The sequence below is a fragment of the Arthrobacter sp. Soil_C_60 genome (assembly GCF_057656375.1).
In genome coordinates this window covers 13,192-33,898 of sequence record NZ_JBDGKM010000017.1, presented here as the reverse complement: position 1 = coordinate 33,898, position 20,707 = coordinate 13,192, and the positions used below count along the sequence as shown (strand labels likewise).

The 20,707-nt window shown below is 65.3% G+C and carries 18 protein-coding genes and 1 tRNA gene; 9 read left to right on the top strand and 10 right to left on the bottom strand.

Going from position 1 to position 20,707, the window contains the following annotated elements:
* Positions 1–42 precede the first annotated feature (42 nt).
* Positions 43–1,521, top strand: coding sequence for a pyruvate kinase (gene pyk / locus AC3A4M_RS21875; protein WP_498738611.1), 1,479 nt, complete (start codon positions 43–45; stop codon positions 1,519–1,521).
* A 71-nt stretch (positions 1,522–1,592) separates the two neighbouring features.
* Here pyk and AC3A4M_RS21870 read toward each other — a convergent pair whose 3' ends face one another.
* Positions 1,593–2,186: an ANTAR domain-containing response regulator gene (locus tag AC3A4M_RS21870; RefSeq protein WP_169994733.1), complete on the bottom strand. Its 594-nt coding sequence runs from the start codon at positions 2,184–2,186 to the stop codon at positions 1,593–1,595.
* A 150-nt stretch (positions 2,187–2,336) separates the two neighbouring features.
* Between AC3A4M_RS21870 and AC3A4M_RS21865 the strand changes: the two genes are divergently transcribed.
* Positions 2,337–2,421 (top strand) — tRNA-Leu (locus AC3A4M_RS21865).
* Between the two features lie 408 nt (positions 2,422–2,829).
* Here AC3A4M_RS21865 and AC3A4M_RS21860 read toward each other — a convergent pair.
* Positions 2,830–3,177, bottom strand: a complete 348-nt coding sequence (locus tag AC3A4M_RS21860) for a hypothetical protein (protein ID WP_498738609.1) — start codon at positions 3,175–3,177, stop codon at positions 2,830–2,832.
* A 1,013-nt stretch (positions 3,178–4,190) separates the two neighbouring features.
* Positions 4,191–4,331 (bottom strand): hypothetical protein, encoded by a 141-nt coding sequence (locus AC3A4M_RS21855; RefSeq protein ID WP_498738607.1) that lies wholly within the window; start codon positions 4,329–4,331, stop codon positions 4,191–4,193.
* A 1,558-nt stretch (positions 4,332–5,889) separates the two neighbouring features.
* Here AC3A4M_RS21855 and AC3A4M_RS21850 point away from each other — a divergent pair.
* Positions 5,890–6,252, top strand: coding sequence for a hypothetical protein (locus AC3A4M_RS21850; RefSeq protein ID WP_498738605.1), 363 nt, complete (start codon positions 5,890–5,892; stop codon positions 6,250–6,252).
* A 62-nt stretch (positions 6,253–6,314) separates the two neighbouring features.
* Here AC3A4M_RS21850 and AC3A4M_RS21845 read toward each other — a convergent pair whose 3' ends face one another.
* Positions 6,315–7,016: an SCO1664 family protein gene (locus tag AC3A4M_RS21845; protein WP_498738604.1), complete on the bottom strand. Its 702-nt coding sequence runs from the start codon at positions 7,014–7,016 to the stop codon at positions 6,315–6,317.
* 13 nt (positions 7,017–7,029) lie between these two features.
* Entirely contained in the window at positions 7,030–7,689 is a 660-nt protein-coding gene (locus tag AC3A4M_RS21840; protein ID WP_498738602.1) for an MSMEG_4193 family putative phosphomutase, read from the bottom strand.
* A 96-nt stretch (positions 7,690–7,785) separates the two neighbouring features.
* Here AC3A4M_RS21840 and AC3A4M_RS21835 point away from each other — a divergent pair, with 96 nt between their 5' ends.
* Both AC3A4M_RS21835 and AC3A4M_RS21830 read left to right on the top strand, forming a co-directional pair.
* A complete protein-coding gene (locus tag AC3A4M_RS21835; protein ID WP_498738600.1) occupies positions 7,786–9,174 on the top strand; it encodes a magnesium chelatase ATPase subunit I in 1,389 nt (462 codons plus the stop codon).
* A 27-nt stretch (positions 9,175–9,201) separates the two neighbouring features.
* Positions 9,202–11,205 carry a vWA domain-containing protein gene (locus AC3A4M_RS21830; protein ID WP_498738599.1) on the top strand — a complete coding sequence of 668 codons (2,004 nt, stop codon included), beginning with the start codon at positions 9,202–9,204 and terminating at the stop codon, positions 11,203–11,205.
* On the opposite strand, the gene ligD is transcribed toward AC3A4M_RS21830, so the two are convergent.
* Entirely contained in the window at positions 11,200–12,438 is a 1,239-nt protein-coding gene (gene ligD / locus AC3A4M_RS21825) for a non-homologous end-joining DNA ligase (RefSeq protein WP_498738597.1), read from the bottom strand. The genes AC3A4M_RS21830 and ligD overlap by 6 nt on opposite strands.
* Positions 12,439–12,500: 62 nt before the next feature.
* Complete coding sequence (gene arfB, locus AC3A4M_RS21820) at positions 12,501–12,923, bottom strand: alternative ribosome rescue aminoacyl-tRNA hydrolase ArfB (protein ID WP_498738595.1); 423 nt, start codon at positions 12,921–12,923, stop codon at positions 12,501–12,503.
* 162 nt (positions 12,924–13,085) lie between these two features.
* Here arfB and AC3A4M_RS21815 point away from each other — a divergent pair, with 162 nt between their 5' ends.
* The gene (locus AC3A4M_RS21815) at positions 13,086–13,913 is read left to right on the top strand and encodes a VOC family protein (RefSeq protein WP_498738593.1); all 828 of its coding nucleotides are present in this window, start codon (positions 13,086–13,088) and stop codon (positions 13,911–13,913) included.
* A 73-nt stretch (positions 13,914–13,986) separates the two neighbouring features.
* On the opposite strand, the gene AC3A4M_RS21810 is transcribed toward AC3A4M_RS21815, so the two are convergent.
* Positions 13,987–15,459 (bottom strand): MFS transporter, encoded by a 1,473-nt coding sequence (locus tag AC3A4M_RS21810; RefSeq protein WP_498738592.1) that lies wholly within the window; start codon positions 15,457–15,459, stop codon positions 13,987–13,989.
* Positions 15,460–15,526: 67 nt separating this feature from the next.
* Here AC3A4M_RS21810 and hrpB point away from each other — a divergent pair, with 67 nt between their 5' ends.
* Positions 15,527–18,223, top strand: coding sequence for an ATP-dependent helicase HrpB (gene hrpB / locus AC3A4M_RS21805; protein WP_498738591.1), 2,697 nt, complete (start codon positions 15,527–15,529; stop codon positions 18,221–18,223).
* A gap of 25 nt (positions 18,224–18,248) precedes the next feature.
* On the opposite strand, the gene AC3A4M_RS21800 is transcribed toward hrpB, so the two are convergent.
* The gene (locus AC3A4M_RS21800) at positions 18,249–18,986 is read right to left on the bottom strand and encodes a VOC family protein (protein WP_498738654.1); all 738 of its coding nucleotides are present in this window, start codon (positions 18,984–18,986) and stop codon (positions 18,249–18,251) included.
* Between the two features lie 135 nt (positions 18,987–19,121).
* On the opposite strand from AC3A4M_RS21800, the gene AC3A4M_RS21795 reads away from it, so the two are divergent.
* Both AC3A4M_RS21795 and AC3A4M_RS21790 read left to right on the top strand, forming a co-directional pair.
* The gene (locus AC3A4M_RS21795) at positions 19,122–19,715 is read left to right on the top strand and encodes a DnaJ family domain-containing protein (protein ID WP_498738589.1); all 594 of its coding nucleotides are present in this window, start codon (positions 19,122–19,124) and stop codon (positions 19,713–19,715) included.
* 153 nt (positions 19,716–19,868) lie between these two features.
* On the top strand, positions 19,869–19,934 hold the full coding sequence (locus AC3A4M_RS21790) for a hypothetical protein (protein ID WP_498738652.1): 66 nt from the start codon (positions 19,869–19,871) through the stop codon (positions 19,932–19,934).
* A gap of 53 nt (positions 19,935–19,987) precedes the next feature.
* Here the strand turns inward: AC3A4M_RS21790 and AC3A4M_RS21785 are convergent, their stop codons facing one another.
* On the bottom strand, positions 19,988–20,653 hold the full coding sequence (locus AC3A4M_RS21785) for an alpha/beta hydrolase family protein (protein ID WP_498738588.1): 666 nt from the start codon (positions 20,651–20,653) through the stop codon (positions 19,988–19,990).
* Positions 20,654–20,707: the final 54 nt, after the last annotated feature.

Here is a 20,707-nt window from a genome sequence, read left to right as displayed (position 1 = left end):
GTGGATACGCCCATAACTGCATGAGAGAACTAGGCTAGGTTTATGAGACGAGCGAAAATAGTTGCAACTTTTGGTCCTGCTATTTCCAGCTACGAAAGCACCTTGGAAGTCCTCAAAGCGGGCGTTGATGTTGCCCGCATGAACATGAGCCATGGCGACTACAGCGTGCATCAGGGAACCTACGAGAATGTGCGCCGCGCCGCGGCCGAGCTGGGCAAACCTGTTGGCATCTTCGCCGACCTCCAGGGACCCAAAATCCGGCTCGGCCGCTTTGCGGACGGCCCGCACGATTTGAAGGTGGGGGACACCTTCACCATTACCACCGAAGACATCGAAGGCACGGCCGAGCGGTGTTCGACCACCTTCAAGGGCCTGCCGAAGGACGTCAACGCGGGAGATCCGCTGCTGATCGATGACGGCAAAGTTGCCCTGCGTGCCGTGAAGGTCACAGACACCGAGGTCGTCACGGAAGTGACCGTGGCAGGAGCCGTCTCCAACAACAAGGGCATCAACCTGCCCGGTGTTGCGGTCAACGTCCCGGCATTGAGCGAGAAGGACGAAGCGGACCTGCGCTGGGCCATCCGCACGGGCGTGGACATGGTGGCGCTTTCCTTCGTGCGCAACGCAGCCGACGTGCGCCGTGTGCACGAGATCATGGACGAAGAAGGCCGTCGCACTCCCGTCATCGCCAAGATCGAAAAGCCCCAGGCCGTGGATGCGCTGGAAGAGATCATTGACGCCTTCGACGCCATCATGGTGGCCCGCGGCGACCTCGGCGTCGAACTGCCGCTCGAGGATGTCCCTGTGGTACAGAAGCGGGCCATTGAACTTGCCCGCCGCTGGGCGAAGCCTGTGATCGTGGCCACCCAGGTACTGGAATCCATGATTGAAAATCCGAGGCCTACCCGTGCCGAGGCGTCCGACTGCGCCAATGCTGTGTTGGACGGTGCGGATGCGGTCATGCTTTCCGGTGAAACCAGCGTAGGTGCATACCCGCTGGAGACGGTCAACACGATGGCCCGGATCATCGAGTCCACGGAGCAGCATGGACTGGACCGCGTTCCGCCGCTGGGCAGCAAACCCAAGACCCGCGGCGGTGCCATCACCCGTGCCGCCGTCGAAATCGCGAACCAGCTGGACGCGAAGTACCTCTGTACCTTCACGCAGTCCGGAGACTCGGCACGCAGGCTTTCGCGCTTGCGGCCGGGCCGGCCGATCTTCGCCTTCACCCCGCTGCAGTCCACCTTGAACGTCATGTCACTGATCTGGGGCATCCAGCCGCTTCTGGTGGAGTTCGTCGAGCATACGGACAAGATGACAGCCCAGGTTGACCGCGTGCTTTACGAGAAAGGACTGGTGGACGTCGACGACTTGGTCGTCATCGCCGCGGGTTCCCCTCCCGGAAAAGCCGGATCGACCAACTCGCTGAAGGTTCACCGTGTCGGCGACCTCGCAGACGCCGGTGAATTGCTGAACGGCTCGAACCCCCGGCACGAGAAGGTGGGTCCCTGGCCTAGTTAGGGCAGGTGCAGCGTCGCTGCTAAACGCTAGTGGCCGGTCCCGATCAGGACCGGCCACTAGCGTTTCCTGGGCTAGTTGACCTGGTTGATGATGGTTTCGGCGACTTCGCGCATGCTCAAGCGGCGGTCCATAGAGGTCTTCTGGATCCAGCGGAAGGCCTCGGGCTCGGTCAGCCCCATCTTTGTGATGAGCAGGCTCTTGGCCCGCTCCACGAGCTTGCGGGTGGCGAACTGCTCCTGCAGATCGGAGACCTCCGACTCCAGAGCCTTGATCTCCTGGTGGCGGGAGAGCGCAATCTCGATGGCCGGCACCAGATCGGCGGGGGTGAACGGCTTGACCACATAGGCCATGGCACCGGCGTCACGTGCCCGCTCGACCAGTTCCTTCTGGCTGAAAGCGGTCAGCAGCACTACGGGGGCAATGCGTGCCTTCACAATCTGCTCTGCCGCGGTAATCCCGTCCATTACAGGCATTTTGACGTCCATCAGGACCAGATCTGGCTTGAGCTCGGTGGCAAGCTCGACGGCCTTCTCCCCGTTGTCGGCTTCGGCAACGACGTCGAAGCCTTCGCCGCGCAGGATCTCGACAATGTCCAAGCGGATCAGAGTTTCGTCTTCGGCGACGACAACGCGGCGTGTGGGGGTGGACTCGGTTTGCTCAGACACTGGTACTCCTCGATGAGTTTTTGTAACCCTTTTGCTGCGGTTCTCGGAAATAGCCTATCGGCATGTAGAGTAGATTCGCGCACTCAAGGAGCATGACGGTCTTCACAAAAGGCTGTTGGTTGCCGGTTAAGTAACGGCGGCGTGTTCCATGCCCGAGTGGCGGAATTGGCAGACGCGCTGCACTCAAAATGCAGTATCGAAAGGTGTGTGGGTTCGAGTCCCACCTCGGGCACCAGCAGGCCCCTTCTCTTGTATTCCAAGGGAAGGGCCTTGTTGATTTTGGCACCGGAACATTCCATTGATGACTTTGTGGCCGTGCTGGTGCACGCCAACAGCTTCCCCGAAGGGACACCGTATGGAGACACTTGCACCAAGTGACTAACGTCAACGACGGCAGCGTCCGGCTGCTACCCGAGGACACCGAACGACTGCTGGCCTTCGGCGCAATGATCCAGGGCAGGGCGAGCGTGGCCATGGTGCTGCGCTGGCAAGAAGACGGTCTGGTGGATGACGTGGAAATCTCTTGGACTGAGGACCCTCCACGCCCTGGCCGACCTGACAATCATCGATGGCTGATGCCGTCCCCACGGAAGGGCCGGATGCCGCGCCCGACAGACCGAGGTGAGGCTTGGAGGTGTTGCGCTCACCGCCATCTGTCGCCCTTCGCCGTCACATACTGCCGCCACACATAGCGCCACGGAATCACTGCCAGGATGATGACGACCATGGAGCAGTTAAACATCAGTTCGGACATGGCAGGATCAACGGCGTCGTCCATGATGGCGGGCAGCGCCACGGAAGCTAGCCAGATGAGCTTCCAGATCGACTCGAACAGCAACAGCGGCAGCATACGAACCGGATACCGCAATCCGACGAAGGCGAGGATGCACATGGCGGCCAGGATGCAGGTGACAACGCCCTCCATCAGGGGCCTGGAAGCGCCGCTGCTGAAGAGCTCCGGCACCTTGAAGATGGCGAGGCCAACCGCCATGTAGAAATAGCCTGCCCGCATCAGATGGAGACGGTAAAGGGGCAAAGCTTCTGCTAAGGCAGCAGCGGGCTGAGACGGGCTTGAGGCTTGCCGAACGGTCATGGCGGGCTCCGGTGTGGCTGGACGCTGCTCTGGCATTGATGCAAACCCGGAAGGGCTTATGAGCAGACTGCGTCGTCGCCGTGCCCGGCTGCCATTCCTACGATTGTGGCCGGCGTCTGTTATAGGCGCGTCATTCGATCTTCTGGCGGGCGACCGCAGATCCCAATGGCAGGTAATGGGCCATGAAAAGCCAGGTTGACGCCACCCCAGAGATTGAGGACTGGGGTGGCCTGAACGTTTTCATGAGCGCAGTCGGGCGCAAAATGGTGGATGTCGGAACGGCCGTTGACGTCCTGTTCCGACAGTTGCGTATTCCTTGGAGGCGGCCGTCCATCGGCCGGGGTGGGAACACCCGAGAATCCGCGGCAACAGCGAGATGGCTTGAAGTGAGTTGGCTTGGGGAGGCCTGACTTCAGGCCATTTCGCACGTCCGGGCTTTCCGCCGACGAGCCCAAGGCAACTCTAAGAGTGAGTTGGAACAGGTGCCGGGGCCGGCAGGCTCTCCCCAAAGTACTGCCGGTGCCCCGCACCCGATGAGCCGAGACGAGCCGGCCGCTGACAGTCCGTGCACTCCCCAGTAGCCCGGACTCCGGCTTCAGTACCCGCCATCTGCTGCTCCAAGCGTGGCCGACCGACCGCAAGGTTTCCGCAGGCCCGGATCAAGTTTGGCTCAAGATGCGCGTCCTGTCTTCCCCGCCGGAGCGCCGGAAATAGTGTGGTCTTTCGGCGCCGTCCTGCCGTCCCCCGTGGCGGGGCGGCGTCGAATCCACGCCAGTCCGTGACTAAAGTCGGACCATGACAGACGGGTCCAAGCAGTGGTTCCTCAGAGCGCGATGAGCCCGGCCGACTGGGATGAGGAACCCGAGGGCCCGTACTGTGCATCAAAACGCCTGGATGCCGTTGGCCTGGAATTACTCAATAATCTCTGTCAACAGCGGCAGGCCGACGGAGAAGAACACGGTAATGCAGCCAGCGAGGAGCAAGGCCGTCACCACGACGACGAAGATCATCAAGGGCCAGCGTCGGGGCTTAAACGCTCCCTTCTCATCCATATCTCCACGGTATGGGCTCGGCCATAAGCCCACCTGTGACGAAACTGTGAAGCTGCTGTAGAGCCACGCTGGTCATTCTCCAGGTCCTCCCAATCGCCCCAGTTGCCACGGTCACCGTCGTCGATGACCTGACTGGACGCATTCTGCTCGTGTCGACAACTCGCTGTCCTACCTAGATGCATGCAAGGCGAGAGGCAAGGTCGACATCACTGTATGACTTGGCCGAGCGGAAGGGGCGGCGCCACTGTCTACTCCAGCGTTTTCCAAGTCAGCGGTCATGTGGTCGGGTTGATGGACCTGATGGCAGAACCGTCGCCTCTCCTTGGAGGGATGAAGGCATCGCCCCCGGCAAACACCTCCAACGCCGGGGTGATGCGTTCTGCCTGCAAGTGCGGTCTACCGAGTGCCCTGGTCCATTTCCGTAGGGGCGGCAATTCCCGCTACCCCGTCCCACCATTCGACCGACAGGCGAGCCTGCAGGTGGTTTCGCTGAGTGGTCTGCGGGTGGAGGCGGAACAGGTTCAGGTGTCGCTGAGGCCACACCTAAGTTCAGAAGATCCCAGTGGATGGGGAAGTTTACGCGACCGGGCCCTCCCTGACATCCGCCACGAAAGCGACGGCGCTCCGCCGCCCTCCTTGATGGACTTGTGGTGGTAGACGCGGCCGCACATGGAGCACCGAGACCTGCAGCAGCATTCGGATGCCAAATGGCGGCTTCCCTGAAATGAGACTGTTCCGTCATGAATGGAGGGCGAGCTTGGCATGGCCGGACGCGTCACGAGACCCAATGAACGATTTGTTCCTTGCGCCAGCGCCGGAGAGTCATCAAGCATGCGAAAGGGTACACGCTTTTTTATACGTATCCCTGAGGTGGTGTTGGCGGCCAACAGAAACTGCCCCTAGAAGGCCAATAGGATTTTTGCAGTTTGTGCTCTCATGGCCACTTGAGCTGCCCACTGACGGCCAGTCGAAACGCCGTCGCTCGAGGCGCCGGGAGGGTTTGGTTTCTTGCCGCTCTCGCCAGGATTCGGAGGCGAAAGCCCTGCCGGCTTGCCGTTCACTCGGGTCCTGCATCGTGGCCCGACTTCGACTGGCGGGCTGGAAAACAAGGGGAAGAACCCGAAACGGACGGCCCGGGCCTCGCCTCGGCTCGGGCAATTTCAAAGCCCTCTTGACCCCTTTGGACACGATAAGTTACGGACCTTCCTTGGGTAGCTATCGGTCGAATCGGATCTGGGGATTCATCAATTGTGGAGTGCCCACTGGTGCCACTGACGGCCAGCTCCTGATGGCCATCTATGGGCAACGTGCTGACCGCCGGTGGGCAGTTTCTCCTGTCCGCTAACAACATGGCTAGGAAAGCGTGGATGAACATCGTTCGTCCGAGAATTCGACCAGATCGACGTCACGGCGAGGAACAGCCACCAGAACATCGGGGGCGAATCCGGCTGGGGATGACCGGCGGCGAATCGCTGCGGTAGATGTAAGCCTTGCGACCGGCATCCGACTGCGGCAGGCATAGGCTGGGTCAGGGACCAACTATGACAGGAGTGGGCAGATGAAACATGAACCAGCAACTCCGGGGATCCGTGAGGTTGTCCGGCAACTGACGGATGATCTGGGACCGACTATGGTCTCTGCCCTGGCCGGCGACCGCGTCCGGCTAACCGCCGATGACTGGGTCATGGAAGACGGCCCGGAGCCTGACGAAAAGGAGGCAGAACGTCTCCGGTTCGCCTACGACCAGTGGCAGCTGCTGGTTGCACAGGGAGCTGACCGTGCCCGGGCCTGGTTCATCGGAGACAACCCGAGGCTCGGTGACGAGTCGCCGGTGGTGGCTATCCACGACGGCCGGTTCGATGATGTGAGGAACGCGGTGCGTGCTTTCTTGGAGGAAGGCACTCCGGCTGACCGGTGGTAAACCCAGAACGACGAGTAGGCAGAGGCCTACGGCCCGGCTCTCGGCCCGGAATCTTAACTCCACTACACAAGGGGCCACGGGTAACGCATGCCGGTGTCGTCGACCGGCAGCACCCTCTCACGCAGCAGGCGCTTCACCCGAAGCCGCAGGGCGGCAACCTCCATGTCGTCGAGGAGTTCGGCTACGTCGGGAGGCACAGCTTGTGCGAGCGGGGCGATGTCATCCAGAAGAGCGCCCGGGATAGCTTCGCCGGCGAAATCCCAAATAACAGTGCGAAGTTTGAAATGTGCTGCGAAGCACAGCCCGTGGTCGATGCCCCATACCCGTCCGTCGTAGCCGCGCAGTACATGCCCGCTTTTGCGATCAGTGTTGTTGGCGATGCAATCGAACAGGGCGATCTGTGCCAAGCAGTCATGGGTTTCGGCTGATTCTTCATAGAGCGTGAAGTAATGCTCACGCTGGTCGTTCTCGACGAACCACTGTAGCGACCCGATGCCCAGGGGAGAGTCCTCGCGGATTACCGTCGGCGGTACTAGGCCCCACCCCAGATTTTCGCTCAGCAGATAAGCCGCACGTTCCCGCCGGTAGAGCCCAGGCTCAAAGTCGGACAGCGGCCGTTCCCCGGCCTCCGGCTTGTAAATTGCCCACGCAGACTCCTCTCGGCAGGAGACCTGGACGAGGAACGTTGCGTTGCTGCTGCGCAGGATACGTCCGAGCATCTCGATGCGCCCCTCGGCGAGCAGTGTCAGCTGCTGTCCGGACACAGTTTGTCCCTTTTCATGACGCCCTCAGCTCGCTCAGTGATTCCAGAGTCGAGTTCACCATGAGCACGGCCGGCGCCTGACCCTCCACATACGAGATGACCGAGACCGAGCACGGGCTGATAACGATCCTCTGGAAGAGGTCCAGGTGGGTGCCCAGGGCGTGGGCAACGGCGGCCTTGATCGGGTCGGCGTGGGAGAAGCAAACGACGACGCCGCCAACGTAGGCGGTGCACAGCCCCTCGAGGGTGCCGACCATCCGTGCTTGCATCTGCGCGAAGCTTTCCCCGTCCGGGAAGCGGAAGGCGGACGGAGTGTGCTGTACGGTCTGCCACTGCGGCAAACGCGCCAGCTCGGTGAGCGCGGCTCCGGTCCACGCGCCGAAGTCACACTCGATCAGTCCGGCGTGCTCGTTCACCTTGAGCCCAGTGCTGGCTGCCGTCGCCTCGGCAGTCTCGCAAGCGCGCTCCAGTGGAGAGGAGTAGATGCCGTCGATCGGAAGCGCTGCGAGCCGCTCCGCGACCCGTTGGGCCTGGCCCCGGCCCCCGTCGGAGAGGTGTAGCCCGGGGGCAAGCCCGGGCAGCACCGTTCCCGTCGTGGGCGTCTGCCCATGACGCACCAGAAGGAGCAGGGTACTCGGCGGTTTCGCTGGCGCCGACGGTGTTGTTGCAGTCATCAAAATCCAGCGTATGCCGTTCCAGAGGCTGACGCGTTGGAATCATGAGAAAGTTGGATGCTCGATTCACGGCAGTTCGAGGACTACCTTTGAGGTGTGAGTGATCGTCCCGAAATCTTTACTGTCGGTGAACTACGTGCAGCCGGCCATGTTCACAAGGACCTGCGCCACGAGATCCGCGACAACCTGCTCGCCGCGCTCGCCGCAGACCGCGATCCGTGGCCCGGCATGTTCGGTTTCAGCCGCACCGTTCTTCCCCAGCTCGAGCGTGCCTTGATCGCCGGCCACGACGTTGTCCTGCTCGGCGAGCGGGGACAAGGCAAGACGCGGCTCCTTCGCACGTTGGTCGGACTTCTCGACGAGTGGTCTCCGGTGATCGAGGGATCGGAACTGAACGAACACCCGTACGAACCGATTACGGAGCAGTCCCGCACCCGTGCCCTCGCCGAAGGGGACCGGCTGCGTGTGGGTTGGCGGCACCGCTCGGAACGCTACGTCGAGAAGCTCGCCACCCCGGACACCTCTGTCGCCGACCTTATCGGCGACGTCGACCCAATGCGGGTAGCCGAGGGCCGCAGACTCGGGGACCCGGAAACCATCCACTATGGTCTCGTCCCGCGCTCCAACCGCGGCATCATCGGCATCAATGAACTTCCCGACCTTGCAGAGCGCATCCAGGTCGCGATGCTCAACGTGATGGAGGAGCGCGACATCCAGATCCGCGGCTACGTACTGCGGCTGCCTCTCGATGTGCTTGTCGTCGCGTCGGCGAATCCGGAGGACTACACCAACCGTGGCCGGATTATCACTCCACTGAAGGACCGCTTCGGCGCCGAGATCCGCACCCATTACCCGATCGAGCTGGAAGACGAGGTGGCAGTCATTGCGCAGGAGGGTCGGCTTGTCGCCGACGTTTCGCCCGTCATCCTCGAGATCCTGGCCCGCTACACGCGTGCCCTCCGCCAATCCCCGGCGGTTAACCAGAGCTCCGGAGTCTCGGCGCGCTTCGGCATCGCGGGCGCCGAGACCGTCGCCGCGGCAGCGCTTCGCCGGGCTGCCGTGCGCGGGGAAGAGGAGGCAGTCGCCCGGATCGTCGACCTGGAGAGTGCGGTCGATGTCCTCTCCGGCAAGATTGAGTTCGAATCGGGTGAAGAGGGGCGGGAACGTGCCGTCCTCGATCACCTCGTGCGCACGGCCACTGCCGAGGCCGTGCGGATGCACTACCGCGGCATCGATTTCGGACCGCTCGTTGCCGCACTCGACGGACACACGACCGTAACCACCGGGGAAGAAGTCACCGCGCGGGAGTTCCTCGCAAACCTCCCGGCTCTTGACGGATCCGACCTGTACGACCAGATCGGCGCGCGTCTGGGCGCGAAAAACGAGGGGCAGCGCGCCGCCGCCATCGAACTTGCACTGGAGGGTCTTTTCCTCGCCCGCCGGATTTCCAAGGAGTCCGACGACGGGGAGACGATCTACGGCTAGGAATCAGGACTAGGGATAGGCACCATCATGAGCGCTCACCACCGGTCCTCCCGGTACGGCCGGTACACGGGCGGACCCGATCCGCTCGCCCCGCCGGTTGATCTGGCCGAGGCGCTTGACGCGGTCGCCGAAGACGTCATGGCAGGCTACTCGCCCCGGCACGCCCTGCAGGAGTTTCTGCGCCGCGGCGGCCGGGACCGGGAAGGGCTGGACGACCTCGCCGGCCGTGTCCAGCAACGCCGACGGGACCTGCTGAGCCGCCACCGGCTGGACGGCACCCTCGGCGAAGTCCGGAAGCTGCTTGATACCGCTGTGCTGGAGGAACGCAAGCAGCTGGCCCGCGACGCCATGATGGACAACACCGACCGCGCATTCCGTGAGATGCAGCTGCAGAACTTGCCCTCGTCCACCGCCGCAGCCGTCAATGAGCTCGCCTCCTATGACTGGCAGTCGAGCACGGCCCGGGAGGCCTACGAACGGATCAAGGACCTGCTGGGCCGAGAGGTTCTTGACCAGCGGTTCGCCGGCATGAAACAGGCGCTCGAGAATGCCACCGACGAAGACCGCGAAGCCGTGCGCGGCATGCTGCGCGATCTCAACGAGCTGCTCGACAAACACCGGCGCGGCGAGGACACCGACGAAGACTTCCAGAAGTTCATGTCTCAGCACGGCAGCTTCTTTCCGGAGAATCCGGAATCGGTCGAGGAGCTGATTGATGCTCTGGCCCAGCGGGCGGCCGCGGCCCAGCGGCTCCTGCAATCCATGTCCCAGGAGCAGCGCGATGAGCTGATGCGTCTGTCGGCGCAAGCGTTCGGCTCGCCCGAACTGATGGCGCAGCTCGATCAGCTCGACGCGAGCCTGCGTGCCCTGCGCCCCGGCGAGGACTGGACCGGCTCGGAACGCTTCGAGGGGCAGGAAGGGCTCGGGCTGGGCGACGGAACGGGAGTGCTCCAGGACATCGCCGAACTCGACGAGCTTGCCGAACAGCTCTCCCAGTCCTACAACGGATCACGCCTCGATGATCTGGATTTGGACGCCCTCGCACGCCAACTTGGTCAGAATGCGGCCGTGTCGGGCCGCGCCCTCGCGGACATCGAACGGGCGATGCAGGACGGCGGGTATCTGCAGCGCGGTGCCGACGGCGACCTACGTTTGTCGCCACAGGCCATGCGGCGGCTGGGGAAGTCGCTGTTGCGGGACACTGCCAAGCAGCTCTCCGGCCGCCAAGGACGCCGGGATACGCGTGACGCCGGGGCCGCGGGCGATCAGACCGGCGCCAGCCGTGAGTGGCAGTTCGGGGACGCCGAACCGTGGGACGTCACCCGCACCATGACGAACGCGATCCGCCGGACGATGGCCGACGGCGGCGATCCGAGCCGGGGCGTACGTCTCGGAGCGGGCGACATCGAGGTGGCCGAAACGGAGGCCCGTACGCAGGCCGCCGTCGTCCTGCTCGTCGATGTGTCGTTCTCGATGGCCGCCGAGGGACGTTGGGTGCCGATGAAACGCACCGCGCTCGCCTTGCACCAACTCGTCTCAACCCGTTTTCGTGGGGACCGGCTGCAGCTGATCACTTTCGGCCGGTACGCGCAGTCGATGGACATCGGCGGCCTCACCGCCCTGCCGGCGCTGCGGGAGCAGGGAACAAACCTGCATCACGGCCTGCTGCTGGCCAATCGCTTCTTCCGGCGGCACCCTTCAATGCAGCCTGTCCTCCTTGTGGTGACCGACGGCGAACCTACTGCGCACCTGCTGGCGGAAGGAGAATCGTATTTCTCCTGGCCGCCCGCTCCGGAGACAATCCGCGTAACGGTCGCCGAACTCGACCGGCTTGGACGTGCCGGCACGCAAGCCACGTTCTTCCGGCTCGGCGACGACCCAGGGCTTGCGCGGTTCGTCCAAAAAATTGTCCGGCGAATCGACGGCAGGGTCGTCGCTCCAGAGCCCGGGGATCTCGGTGCAGCCGTTGTGGGGGAGTACCTCCGCGCCCATTTCCATGGCACCTACGACGATACCGATTGGGGTTTATAGCCGCCCCGGCCACTCCTTGCCTGCCCATGGGTCGTAATCAGCGATGAGCTCCTCCTGCGGTGGACGCTCCGCTTCGGGGACGTGCTGCAGGTTGACCCGCACCCTGTACCAGAGCGAGCTCGATCCGCGCATTCCGTCGACGAGCACATCAGCTGGGTGCAACGCCGTGACAACGTCGGCATGCCGGGTCTTCCACTCGCCGAGCGCAGCGAGTGCCTCGGGCTTGGTCTTGGTGCGTGCCACCTCGATGAGCGGCATCATCGACTGCCGGCGGCCGGAGCCGTCGCCGCCGCGTGGCGGCTTCTCGGCGGGGCCGAGCTCGGCTGCCAAGGCGAGGAGGCCGTCAAGTGTGCCGACGGCGTCGTCGATACCGGCGTGAGAATCTCCCAGCTCGGCGAACCGCTCGGGCACCGTGCGCACGGTGAATTGTTCGGGACGGGTGGAGCGGACCTCGTCCCAGGCGAGCGGCGTCGAGACGCGGGCATCGGGCAGGGGCCGGACCGAGTACGCCGACGCCACGGTGCGGTCCTTGGCGTTCTGATTGAAGTCGACGAACACGCTCTCGCCGCGCTCCTCCTTCCACCACCGAGCGGTGGCGAGGCCGGGAGCGCGGTTCTCGACCTCACGGGCGAGGGTCTCGGCGGCGAGCCGCACGTCGCGGTACGACCACTTCGGCGCAATGCGCACCAGAATGTGGAGTCCGCGTGACCCGCTCGTCTTCGGCCAACCCACCAGTCCCACGTCGTCGAGCACCTCGCGCGCTACATATGCGACGTCGACGATCTGTGACCAGTCGACGCCCGGCATCGGATCGAGGTCGACCCGGAGCTCGTCGGGGTGCTCAAGGTCCTCGGCCCGCACAGGGTGCGGATTAAGGTCCAGACACCCAAGATTCACCACCCACGCCAAGCCCGCGGCATCCCGGATGACGGTCTCTTCGGCTGATGTCCCCGACGCATAGTGCAGGGTTGTTGTGTCGATGAAATCGGGGTGGTTTTCTGGCACGCGCTTCTGGAAGAACGGCTCAGCGTCGATGCCCTTCGGAAAGCGTTTGAGCACCATCGGGCGGCCGCCGGCGCCGCGCAGCGCACCCTCTGCGACGGCGAGGTAATAACGGATCAGGTCAAGTTTCGTCAGCCCGGGCTCGGGGAAAACCATCTTGTCCGGACTCGAGATACGGACCTCGGAGCCGGCGATGGTGAGGATCTCGGCCGGGGTCTTCGACGGCGTCATTCCACCACGCTAGCAACGATCGGCTGTCCCAGCCACAGCTTGGTGATGTCGGCTGGCCGGTGCTACTCGGCGGACGGTCGCTTGCGTTGCTGTTTCGTCGCCGCACGCTGTTGCTTTGCTTCGAGGCGCCGCCGGTTCGAGCCCCGGGTGGGTTTGGTTGCCCGGCGGCGAGCAGCTTCGGGAGCAAGACCTTCTGCCACCAGGTCGGCGAGCTTGGCCAGCGCAATCTCGCGATTGCGCAACTGGGAGCGCTGCTCCGAGGCGGTCACCGTGATCACGCCGGCGATGAGACGTCGTCCGAGACGCTCGACCAGCATCAGCCGTTGCTCGTCCGAAAGCGCCGCCGAGTCGGCGACGTTCCACGACAGCTCGACCCGGCTGTCCGAAGTGTTGACGTGCTGACCCCCTGGCCCGGACGACCGCGAGAACCGCCAGCTCAGTTCCGACGCGGGAATCGTGAGCGTGCGCGATACCTCCAGATCCATGTAACCAGCCTTGCACAATATCGGAACGATCAAGACGCCCACCCTCATGGCGGCCAACGCAACCGGCGCGTGAAAGTGACCTGGCTACGTTTTGACCGACGCTTTAGGAGTTCCCAGCCGTGCCATGAGTGGCTAGGCTGTGCGGGTGGATTGGAGTCAGTTATGACCAAGCGCACGTATCCGCCGGGTGTTCCGTGCTGGATCGACACGGAGCAGCCCGATGTCCAAGCGGCTATTGATTTCTACGGTGGCATCTTCGGCTGGACGTTTGAAGATGTGATGCCTCCGGAATCACCGGATCGCTATGTGATTGCAAAGCTCGACGGACAGGATGTCGGCGCCATCGCCGGTCCCCGCAAGGGCACCGCTGTGTGGAACACCTACGTGTCCGTTAACAGCGCGGACGCTGCGGCAAAGCGTCTGGTTGCCGCCGGCGCCGCCATCCGATCTGCGCCGGCCGATGCGGGTGAGGGCGGCCGCGGGGCAGCACTGATCGATCCGGAGGGCGTCGAGTTCCGCCTCTGGGAAGCCAGACGGCGGCCGGGCGCCCAGCTGGTCAATCAACCGGGCGGATGGAATTTCAGCGATCTCCATACGGCCAATATCGACGCCGCCACTGCCTTCTACGGGCCGGCGTTCGGCTGGCAAATAGACGACATCGGATTCGGCAGGATGATCCGCCGGCCCGGCTATGGCGACCATCTGGAAGCGACCATCGACCCGGGTATCAGAGCCCGGCAGTCGGAGATAGCCACCCCGGTAGGGTTCGAGGATGCGATTGGTTGGCTCGCTCAGGTTACCCCTGGCGAGGTGCCGCACTGGCATGTCACTTTCACAGTGGCCGATCGTGACCAGACCGTGCTTGACGCTGAGCAGCTTGGCGCGCAGGTTCTCGGGCAGGACGACAACGAATGGACCCGCAGCGCATTGATCCGCGATCCGCAGGGCGCGGAGTTCACCGCCAGCCAATTTGCGCCGACGGGCTTCTGAAGGGCCGACGGGAGCCTGAAGGAAAGACCCGTGTCCGCCGAGGGGGCGAGGCGCCGTCGTCGTAATTTTCGAATCAGCGGGTGGGGAGGGGCTCACCGCCCTGCAGGCCGGCGTGGTGGTCGGCGACGATCATCCGCCGGGCAATGATGGAGCCGATCAGCGAGGTCAGCGCGATGGCAAACAGCAGGATGGCCGGACCCAGCGAACTGCCGCCCGTCATAGTGAGGATCCAGGCGGCGAGCGCCGGCATGAACCCGGCGATGATGCCGGAGATGTTCGCGGACAGGGCGATGGCGGAATAGCGCAGCCGGATCGGGAAGAGCTGGGTGAGCGTTGTCCCCACGGGTGCATACGGAATGGACGCGAAACCCAGCCCCAGGATCATGGCCACGGTGATCAACAAGGAGCTGCGCGTGTCCACCAGCCAGAAGATCGGGAAGGCAACGACGACGGCGATCACGTAGCCGATCACCACCATCTTGGCCGGGGTGATCCGGTCTGCCACCTTGCCGGCGATGGTCATGGAGATGATCTGCGCGACGGCGCCCCAGGAGATGGCGGTGAGGATCACCGTGGGATCCAGCTCAAGGACCCTGCTGACGTAGCTGATCATGAACGTGGTGAGCAGGAAGAAGCCGGCGTTGCCGAACAGATAGGTGCAGATGCCCACCACCAGGCGGCCGGGAATATGCCGGAAGATCTCGACCACCGGGATGGTCTTGTGCGCGGCCGGTGCGGCGCCGGCGGCGGCACGGTAGTCGGGCGTTTCGTCCACGGCCAGCCGCAGCCAGACGCCGACCGCCACGAGCACGATCGAAATCAGGTAGGGGATCCGCCAGCCCCACTCGAGGAACTGGTCCCCGGTCCAGGCCACGACGCCGGCCACAATCAGGCTTGACAGCAGTGTGCCGGTGGGGGAGCCGAGCTGGACGACGGCGCCGTAGAAACCGCGCTTCTCCGGCGGCGCCGACTCGACGGCCATCAGGGTGGCCCCGCCCCATTCGCCGCCGGTTGCCAATCCCTGGACGAAGCGCAGTGCGGCCAGCAGGATCGGGGCCACGATGCCCGCCGTCTCGAACGTCGGCAGCACGCCGATGAGGGCAGATGCCACGCCCATGACCACGATGGTAATGACGAGGATGCCCTTGCGGCCCAGCCTGTCGCCGAAGTGGCCGAAGACCAGGGCGCCGAGCGGCCGGCCGATGAAGCCGACGCCGAAAGTCAGGAAGGCCTGGATGGTCCGCAGCGCCGGGTCGTCGCCGCCGAAGAACAGCGGGGCGAAGACGATGGCGGCGGTAGTACCGAACAGGAAGAAGTCGTACCACTCCAAGGAGGTCCCGACGTAGGAGCCCCAGAGTGCTCTGCGCGCTTTTTTGGGGTCGGTCTGGATGGGGGCCAGGGGTGCGGCGTCGTCGGTTTCTCCGGGAATATCGATGCGCCGATGGTGCAGATGGCCCGACCGCCCGGGATCGGAGGGAGGCGTTGTATTCAAGGTTCCGTCCTTATCGTCGTCGTAACGGTCTTCGCCAGCGGTTGTGCCACTCATGATGCTCCTTTGGCCCGGCTAACGGAAGAGCGGCGCCCCTGCAGCAGGACCAAGGCACAATGGAGGCGTGACTTCTGCGTACCTCTCCTCCGGCCCCGCAAGCAGCCCCGGCCCCTTTGACCTGGCAACCATCGGTGCGGGTCTGGTCTTTGCGGAGTCGCTGGAGGAGCTGGCCGCGGCGATTAGTGCGGGAGGCCCGGCCGGATCCGCCGTGGTGCAGGCTCCGCCCGGTACCGGCAAGACCACCCTGGTTCCGCCGCTGCTGGCGAACTTCGCCTGGCACGGGGCCGGACATGGCGCGCGGGACAAGGGCGGACTTCCCCGCGTGGTGGTCACCCAGCCGCGCCGCGTTGCCGCACGCTCGGCTGCCCGTCGTCTCGCCGCACTGGACGGCACCCGGCTCGGCGACCGCGTCGGGTACACGGTCCGAGGTGAACGCCGCACCGGGCCTGCAACCCTGGTCGAGTTCGTGACCCCGGGCATCCTGCTGCGCCGCCTGCTCGCGGATCCGGGGCTGGAAGGCACGGACGCGGTGATCCTGGACGAGGTCCACGAACGCGGGCTCGAGACGGACCTGCTGCTGGGCATGCTCGCCGAAGTCCGCGAACTGCGCGGCGATCTGACGTTCGTGGCCATGTCCGCCACCCTCGACGCCCCGCGGTTCGCCGCTTTGATCGGCAAATACGACGGCGAGGGGCCAGCTACCGTTGTCGACTGTCCTTCCGCACTCCATCCCTTGGAAACAATCTGGGCGCCGGCAGCAGCGGCGCGGCTGGACGGACGCGGCGTCACCCGCGCCTTCCTGGACCACGTCGCGGATACGGCGGCGGCGTCGCACCAGAAAGCGCTCGCCGCCGATCCGGGGATCGATGCGCTGGTCTTCGTGCCCGGTGCCTGGGAAGTTTCCCTCGTCGCCACGCGCATCCGGAACCGGCTGCGTGAGCGGGGAGCGGGGACCGAGGTATTGGAGCTGCACGGGCAGGCCGGTCCGGCGGCCCAGGATCGGGCGGTCTCCGGCCGTGAGCAGGGCGGACCGCCGCGGATCATCGTGTCCACGGCGCTCGCCGAATCCTCGCTGACGGTTCCGGGCGTCCGGCTGGTGATCGACGCCGGCCTGTCGCGCGAGCCCCGACGGGATGCTGCCCGGGGCATGTCCGGATTGGTCACTGTGTCCTGCTCCCGCGCGTCCGCCGAGCAGCGCGCCGGCCGCGCCGCGCGGCAGGGCCCCGGCACGGTGGTGCGTTGTTACGACCAGAAGACTTTCGGGGCTGCACCGGCCCACCGGACGCCCGAGATCATGGCCGCGGACCTGACCGGTGCGGCGCTGGTCCTGGCCTGCTGGGGCGCGCCCGGCGGCCAGGGACTCGCCCTGCCGGACGATCCTCCCCGGAATGCGATGGACGAGGCCGTCGCAGTGCTGTACGATCTCGGCGCCGTGGAGCCCTCCGGGCATGCCACGGAGCTGGGCAGAACTCTCGCCCGGATTCCGGCAGATCCGCGGTTGGGGCGCGCCTTGCTGGATGGCTCGGCTTTGCTGCGGGGCTCCGCCACAGCCAAACGAAGTACCGCGGCGGAGAGCGTTGCCATGGTCTCCGGCGAGCTGCGAGCGCCGGGCGCAGACCTGACGCGGCTGCTGTCCGCCCTGCGTTCGGGCCAGGAACCCGGAGCCGCGCGTTGGGCAGAGGAGGCGCGGCGGTTGGAGGGAATCGTGCGGGAGGAGGTTTCCGGCGTCGTACTTCCCGGGGAACCATCGGAGCCTGTGCCGGAGAGTGATGCGGTGGGGTTCGTCATCGCGCTGGCGTTCCCCGACCGGGTGGCCCGCCGTGTTCCGGGCGGCGGACCGGAACAGTATCTACTGGCCTCCGGTACCCGGGCCGGCCTGCCCGCCGGCAGCACGCTGGCCGGACACGAATGGCTGGCCGTCGCCGAGGTGTCACGGGCGCAGGGGCGCGCTGCGGCCGGAACCGGCGCCGTGATCCGTTCGGCCGCACCGCTGGCGGCGGAGACCGCGGAGGCGGCAGCCAGGCACTTGCTGGCCGACACCGTGGAAGCCTCCTTCGCTAACGGCAGGGTGACGGCACGTCGGCAACGCAGGCTAGGCTCCATCGTGCTGTCCTCGACTCCGATCCGGCCCCCGGTGGCCGAGGGGCGTGCCGCTGTCGTGCGCGCTTTGGAGCAGGACGGACTGTCGATTATCGGATGGTCGACGACGGCGGGCGCACTGCGCCGCCGGCTCGCCTTGCTGCACCGGGAACTGGGCGAACCCTGGCCGGACGTTTCCGAGGACGCGCTGCTCGCGCGGCTGGATGAGTGGCTGGGGCCGGAGATCGATACCTTGGCCGGCGGCACCCCGGCGAATGCGGTCAATCTGACGGATCCCTTGCGGCGGCTGCTGCCCTGGCCGGAGGCGGCTCGGCTCGGCGACCTCGCACCCGAGTCGCTGGAAGTGCCGAGCGGTTCGCGGGTGCGGATCGATTACCCCGAGCCAGGGGACGGGGAGGGCCGGCCGGTGGTGGCGGTCAAGCTGCAGGAGTGTTTCGGCTGGGCGCGGACACCCCGGCTGGTGGATGAGCGGGTGCCGGTGTTGTTCCACTTGCTCTCGCCGGCCCGGCGCCCCTTGGCCGTAACAGACGATCTTGCCTCATTCTGGTCCGGACCCTACGCACAGGTACGGGCGGAAATGCGCGGTCGCTATCCGAAGCACCCCTGGCCCGAGGATCCCTGGACGGCGCGGGCGACGGCACGGGTGACGAGGAAAGCCTGACGCTTGCGGTACCGGCATAGACGGCTCAGCCCGAGGTGAGGACGCAGAACTCATTGCCCTCCGAGTCGGCGAGGCACACCCATGGCACCTCGCCCTGGCCGACGTCTGCGTCAGTGGCCCCCAGAGCCCGGAGGCGGGCCACCTCTGCCGCCTGATCATCACCTGGGTACGGCATCAGATCGAGATGGACACGGCCACACTCGGTCTTCAGGACGGGGGTGCGAAGGAACTCCAGATACGGCCCGACGCCCTTGGACGAACGCAGCCTCGCGTGATCGTCGGTCACCTCGTGCGGGGGCCAGTCCATCGCCTCGCTCCAGAACCGGGCCATGGCCCGGGGATCCGCGCAGTTGACCACCACCGCAGCGATCGGCCCGGTGTCCCGGTAAACCGATCGCGGCTCCAGCACGCGGAACAGGTTGCCCTCCGGGTCGGCAAGAGCTGTCCACAGTACGTCACCCTGGCCCACATCGGCCGGCGTCGCACCGAGCTCCTGCAGGCGTGTGACCAGCTCTCTCTGATGGGCAGCAGAGGTGGTATTGAGATCGAGGTGCGCGCGGTACCTCACGGTCTCGGGATCCGGCACGGTGACGACGTCGACGCAGACGGCGGAGGGGTCCGGCCAGTGGAAGCCCACGGGTTCAACATTGGTCACACCGGGTCCTTCGCTCGAAACGCCCCAGTCGAGCGCCTCCGCCCAAAACTGCCCGAGCGCTGAGTCATCCCGAGCCTTGAAATTCACCTGAACGAGTCGCAGCGCCATACCGTCCGAGCCTATACCCAAGCAATACCTGAGATAAAGAGGCGCACCCGGCTGTCCGTTGCCGGTGCCGCAAGGTGCTGGGACGATAGTGGCATCAGAATATCGGTGTGGCGCAGGTATCCAAGGCGGTGGCAGATGATGGGCGGCATGACCTCCGGCGAGCACGAGCGCAGGTTGGCGCGCGCGGCCGAGCTTCGTGCCGCACGCAACTCCGGCGGACGGGCCCGCGACGCGGACGCGGACGAGGAAGGCCGCCGCAAGCGCAACAAGATCAGCGATGCGGCCAAGGCCGACTACCTCATCCGCGATGCAATGGCGCGCGGTGAATTCGACAATCTGGAGTACGCCGGAAAACCGATCCCGGGGCTTGGGGAGCGCTACGACCCGGACTGGTGGATTAAGGGCCTGATCCAGCGCGAACACATCACCGGGCTGGGACCGGCAGCCATCATGCTGCGCACCGAGGACGCCGAGCTGGACCAGGTGCTCGACAAGCAGTACACGGAGAAGCAGGTCCGCGAGATCGTCGAGGACTTCAATACCCGCGTGATCGAAGCCCGGCGCCAGCTGCTCGGCGGACCGCCTGTCATTACCAAGACCAGGGATGTCGACGGTGAAGTAGCCCGATGGCGCGAACGCAAGGCGGCCCGTGCGGCCGCTGCCCCGGCCAGCCCGGCACCGGAAATTAAGCTTCCCTGGTGGCGGCGGATCTGGAGCCGACCGGGCTAAGGGCCACGGACGTTGGGGCTACTTCTTGATGGTCTTCTCGATGATCTCGAGGATGAAGGGCGCGACGACCGTCTGGCTGATGCGCATGTCCACCACCAAGGTGCCTTGCGCGCCGGCCTCAACCCAGTCTTGAACGCCGCCGTGGCCAACCGCATGCACCTGATGCCGTTTGCGGCGCTGACCAACCGGGTCGGCGGGGCGTTGGTCCTGTATTCGTGACCGCACTGCTGGTCCCCTTTATGGGCTGACAAGAGCTACGCGTGGCCCAACGCCTAACGGTGCGCGGCCAGGAACGCAGCGGCGGGTTCCGCCAGGGAAGCGCCTACCTGGCCCGCTGTGCGCTTCAAGCCCGCGACCTCGAAGGAATGGCCGCCGCCCTCCAGCCACTGCAGCACAGCGGCCGCCCCGATGCGGGAAACAACATTCTCCAGGAGCTCAGGCGTGGCGAACGGATCGCGCGTCCCTTGGAGGAAAAGCATCGGCAGCGTCAGTCCGTAGAGGTGCTCATCACGGAGCTTCTCCGGCTTACCCGGCGGATGCAGCGGGTAGCCAAGGTAGACCAGGCCCGCAGCAGGCATACCTTCGGCGACGGCCATCGAGGCCATGCGCCCGCCGAAGGATTTGCCGGCCGCCCACAGCGGTTCGCCGTTGGATTCCGCGGCGGCGAAGTCCATGGCCGCCCGCCAGGCGGCGATTGCGGCCGGCGGGCGGTCCGGAAACTTCCTGCCTGCCTCGCGGTAGGGGAAGTTGAAGCGCAAGGTGGCTACGCCGTCGTCGTTCAATGCCCGGGTGAAACCCTGCAGGAACGGATGTTCCATGCCGGCGCCTGCGCCGTGAGCCACGACCATCGTGGCCAGCGGGTTATCGGGCCGGGCGTAGACTGCCGAGACCGACGTCTCGCCGACGGAGATGCTGACGGGGGATTCGGAGGTGGCCATGTATCCATCATGCTGGATGCGGCGCTCAACCCTTGCCGTTTCCGCTCCCGCGGG

What these genes read in the sequence shown, in the direction of transcription:
- AC3A4M_RS21800 (WP_498738654.1), bottom strand. Translation starts at nt 18,986, where the DNA reads ATGGCGCTGCGACTCGTTCAGGTGAATTTCAAGGCTCGGGATGACTCA.
- AC3A4M_RS21815 (WP_498738593.1), top strand. Translation starts at nt 13,086, where the DNA reads ATGACCAAGCGCACGTATCCGCCGGGTGTTCCGTGCTGGATCGACACG.
- AC3A4M_RS21855 (WP_498738607.1), bottom strand. Translation starts at nt 4,331, where the DNA reads ATGGATGAGAAGGGAGCGTTTAAGCCCCGACGCTGGCCCTTGATGATC.
- ligD (WP_498738597.1), bottom strand. Translation starts at nt 12,438, where the DNA reads ATGACGCCGTCGAAGACCCCGGCCGAGATCCTCACCATCGCCGGCTCC.
- pyk (WP_498738611.1), top strand. Translation starts at nt 43, where the DNA reads ATGAGACGAGCGAAAATAGTTGCAACTTTTGGTCCTGCTATTTCCAGC.
- AC3A4M_RS21840 (WP_498738602.1), bottom strand. Translation starts at nt 7,689, where the DNA reads ATGACTGCAACAACACCGTCGGCGCCAGCGAAACCGCCGAGTACCCTG.
- AC3A4M_RS21860 (WP_498738609.1), bottom strand. Translation starts at nt 3,177, where the DNA reads ATGGCGGTTGGCCTCGCCATCTTCAAGGTGCCGGAGCTCTTCAGCAGC.
- arfB (WP_498738595.1), bottom strand. Translation starts at nt 12,923, where the DNA reads ATGGATCTGGAGGTATCGCGCACGCTCACGATTCCCGCGTCGGAACTG.
- AC3A4M_RS21810 (WP_498738592.1), bottom strand. Translation starts at nt 15,459, where the DNA reads ATGAGTGGCACAACCGCTGGCGAAGACCGTTACGACGACGATAAGGAC.
- AC3A4M_RS21850 (WP_498738605.1), top strand. Translation starts at nt 5,890, where the DNA reads ATGAAACATGAACCAGCAACTCCGGGGATCCGTGAGGTTGTCCGGCAA.
- AC3A4M_RS21830 (WP_498738599.1), top strand. Translation starts at nt 9,202, where the DNA reads ATGAGCGCTCACCACCGGTCCTCCCGGTACGGCCGGTACACGGGCGGA.
- AC3A4M_RS21795 (WP_498738589.1), top strand. Translation starts at nt 19,122, where the DNA reads ATGATGGGCGGCATGACCTCCGGCGAGCACGAGCGCAGGTTGGCGCGC.
- AC3A4M_RS21785 (WP_498738588.1), bottom strand. Translation starts at nt 20,653, where the DNA reads ATGGCCACCTCCGAATCCCCCGTCAGCATCTCCGTCGGCGAGACGTCG.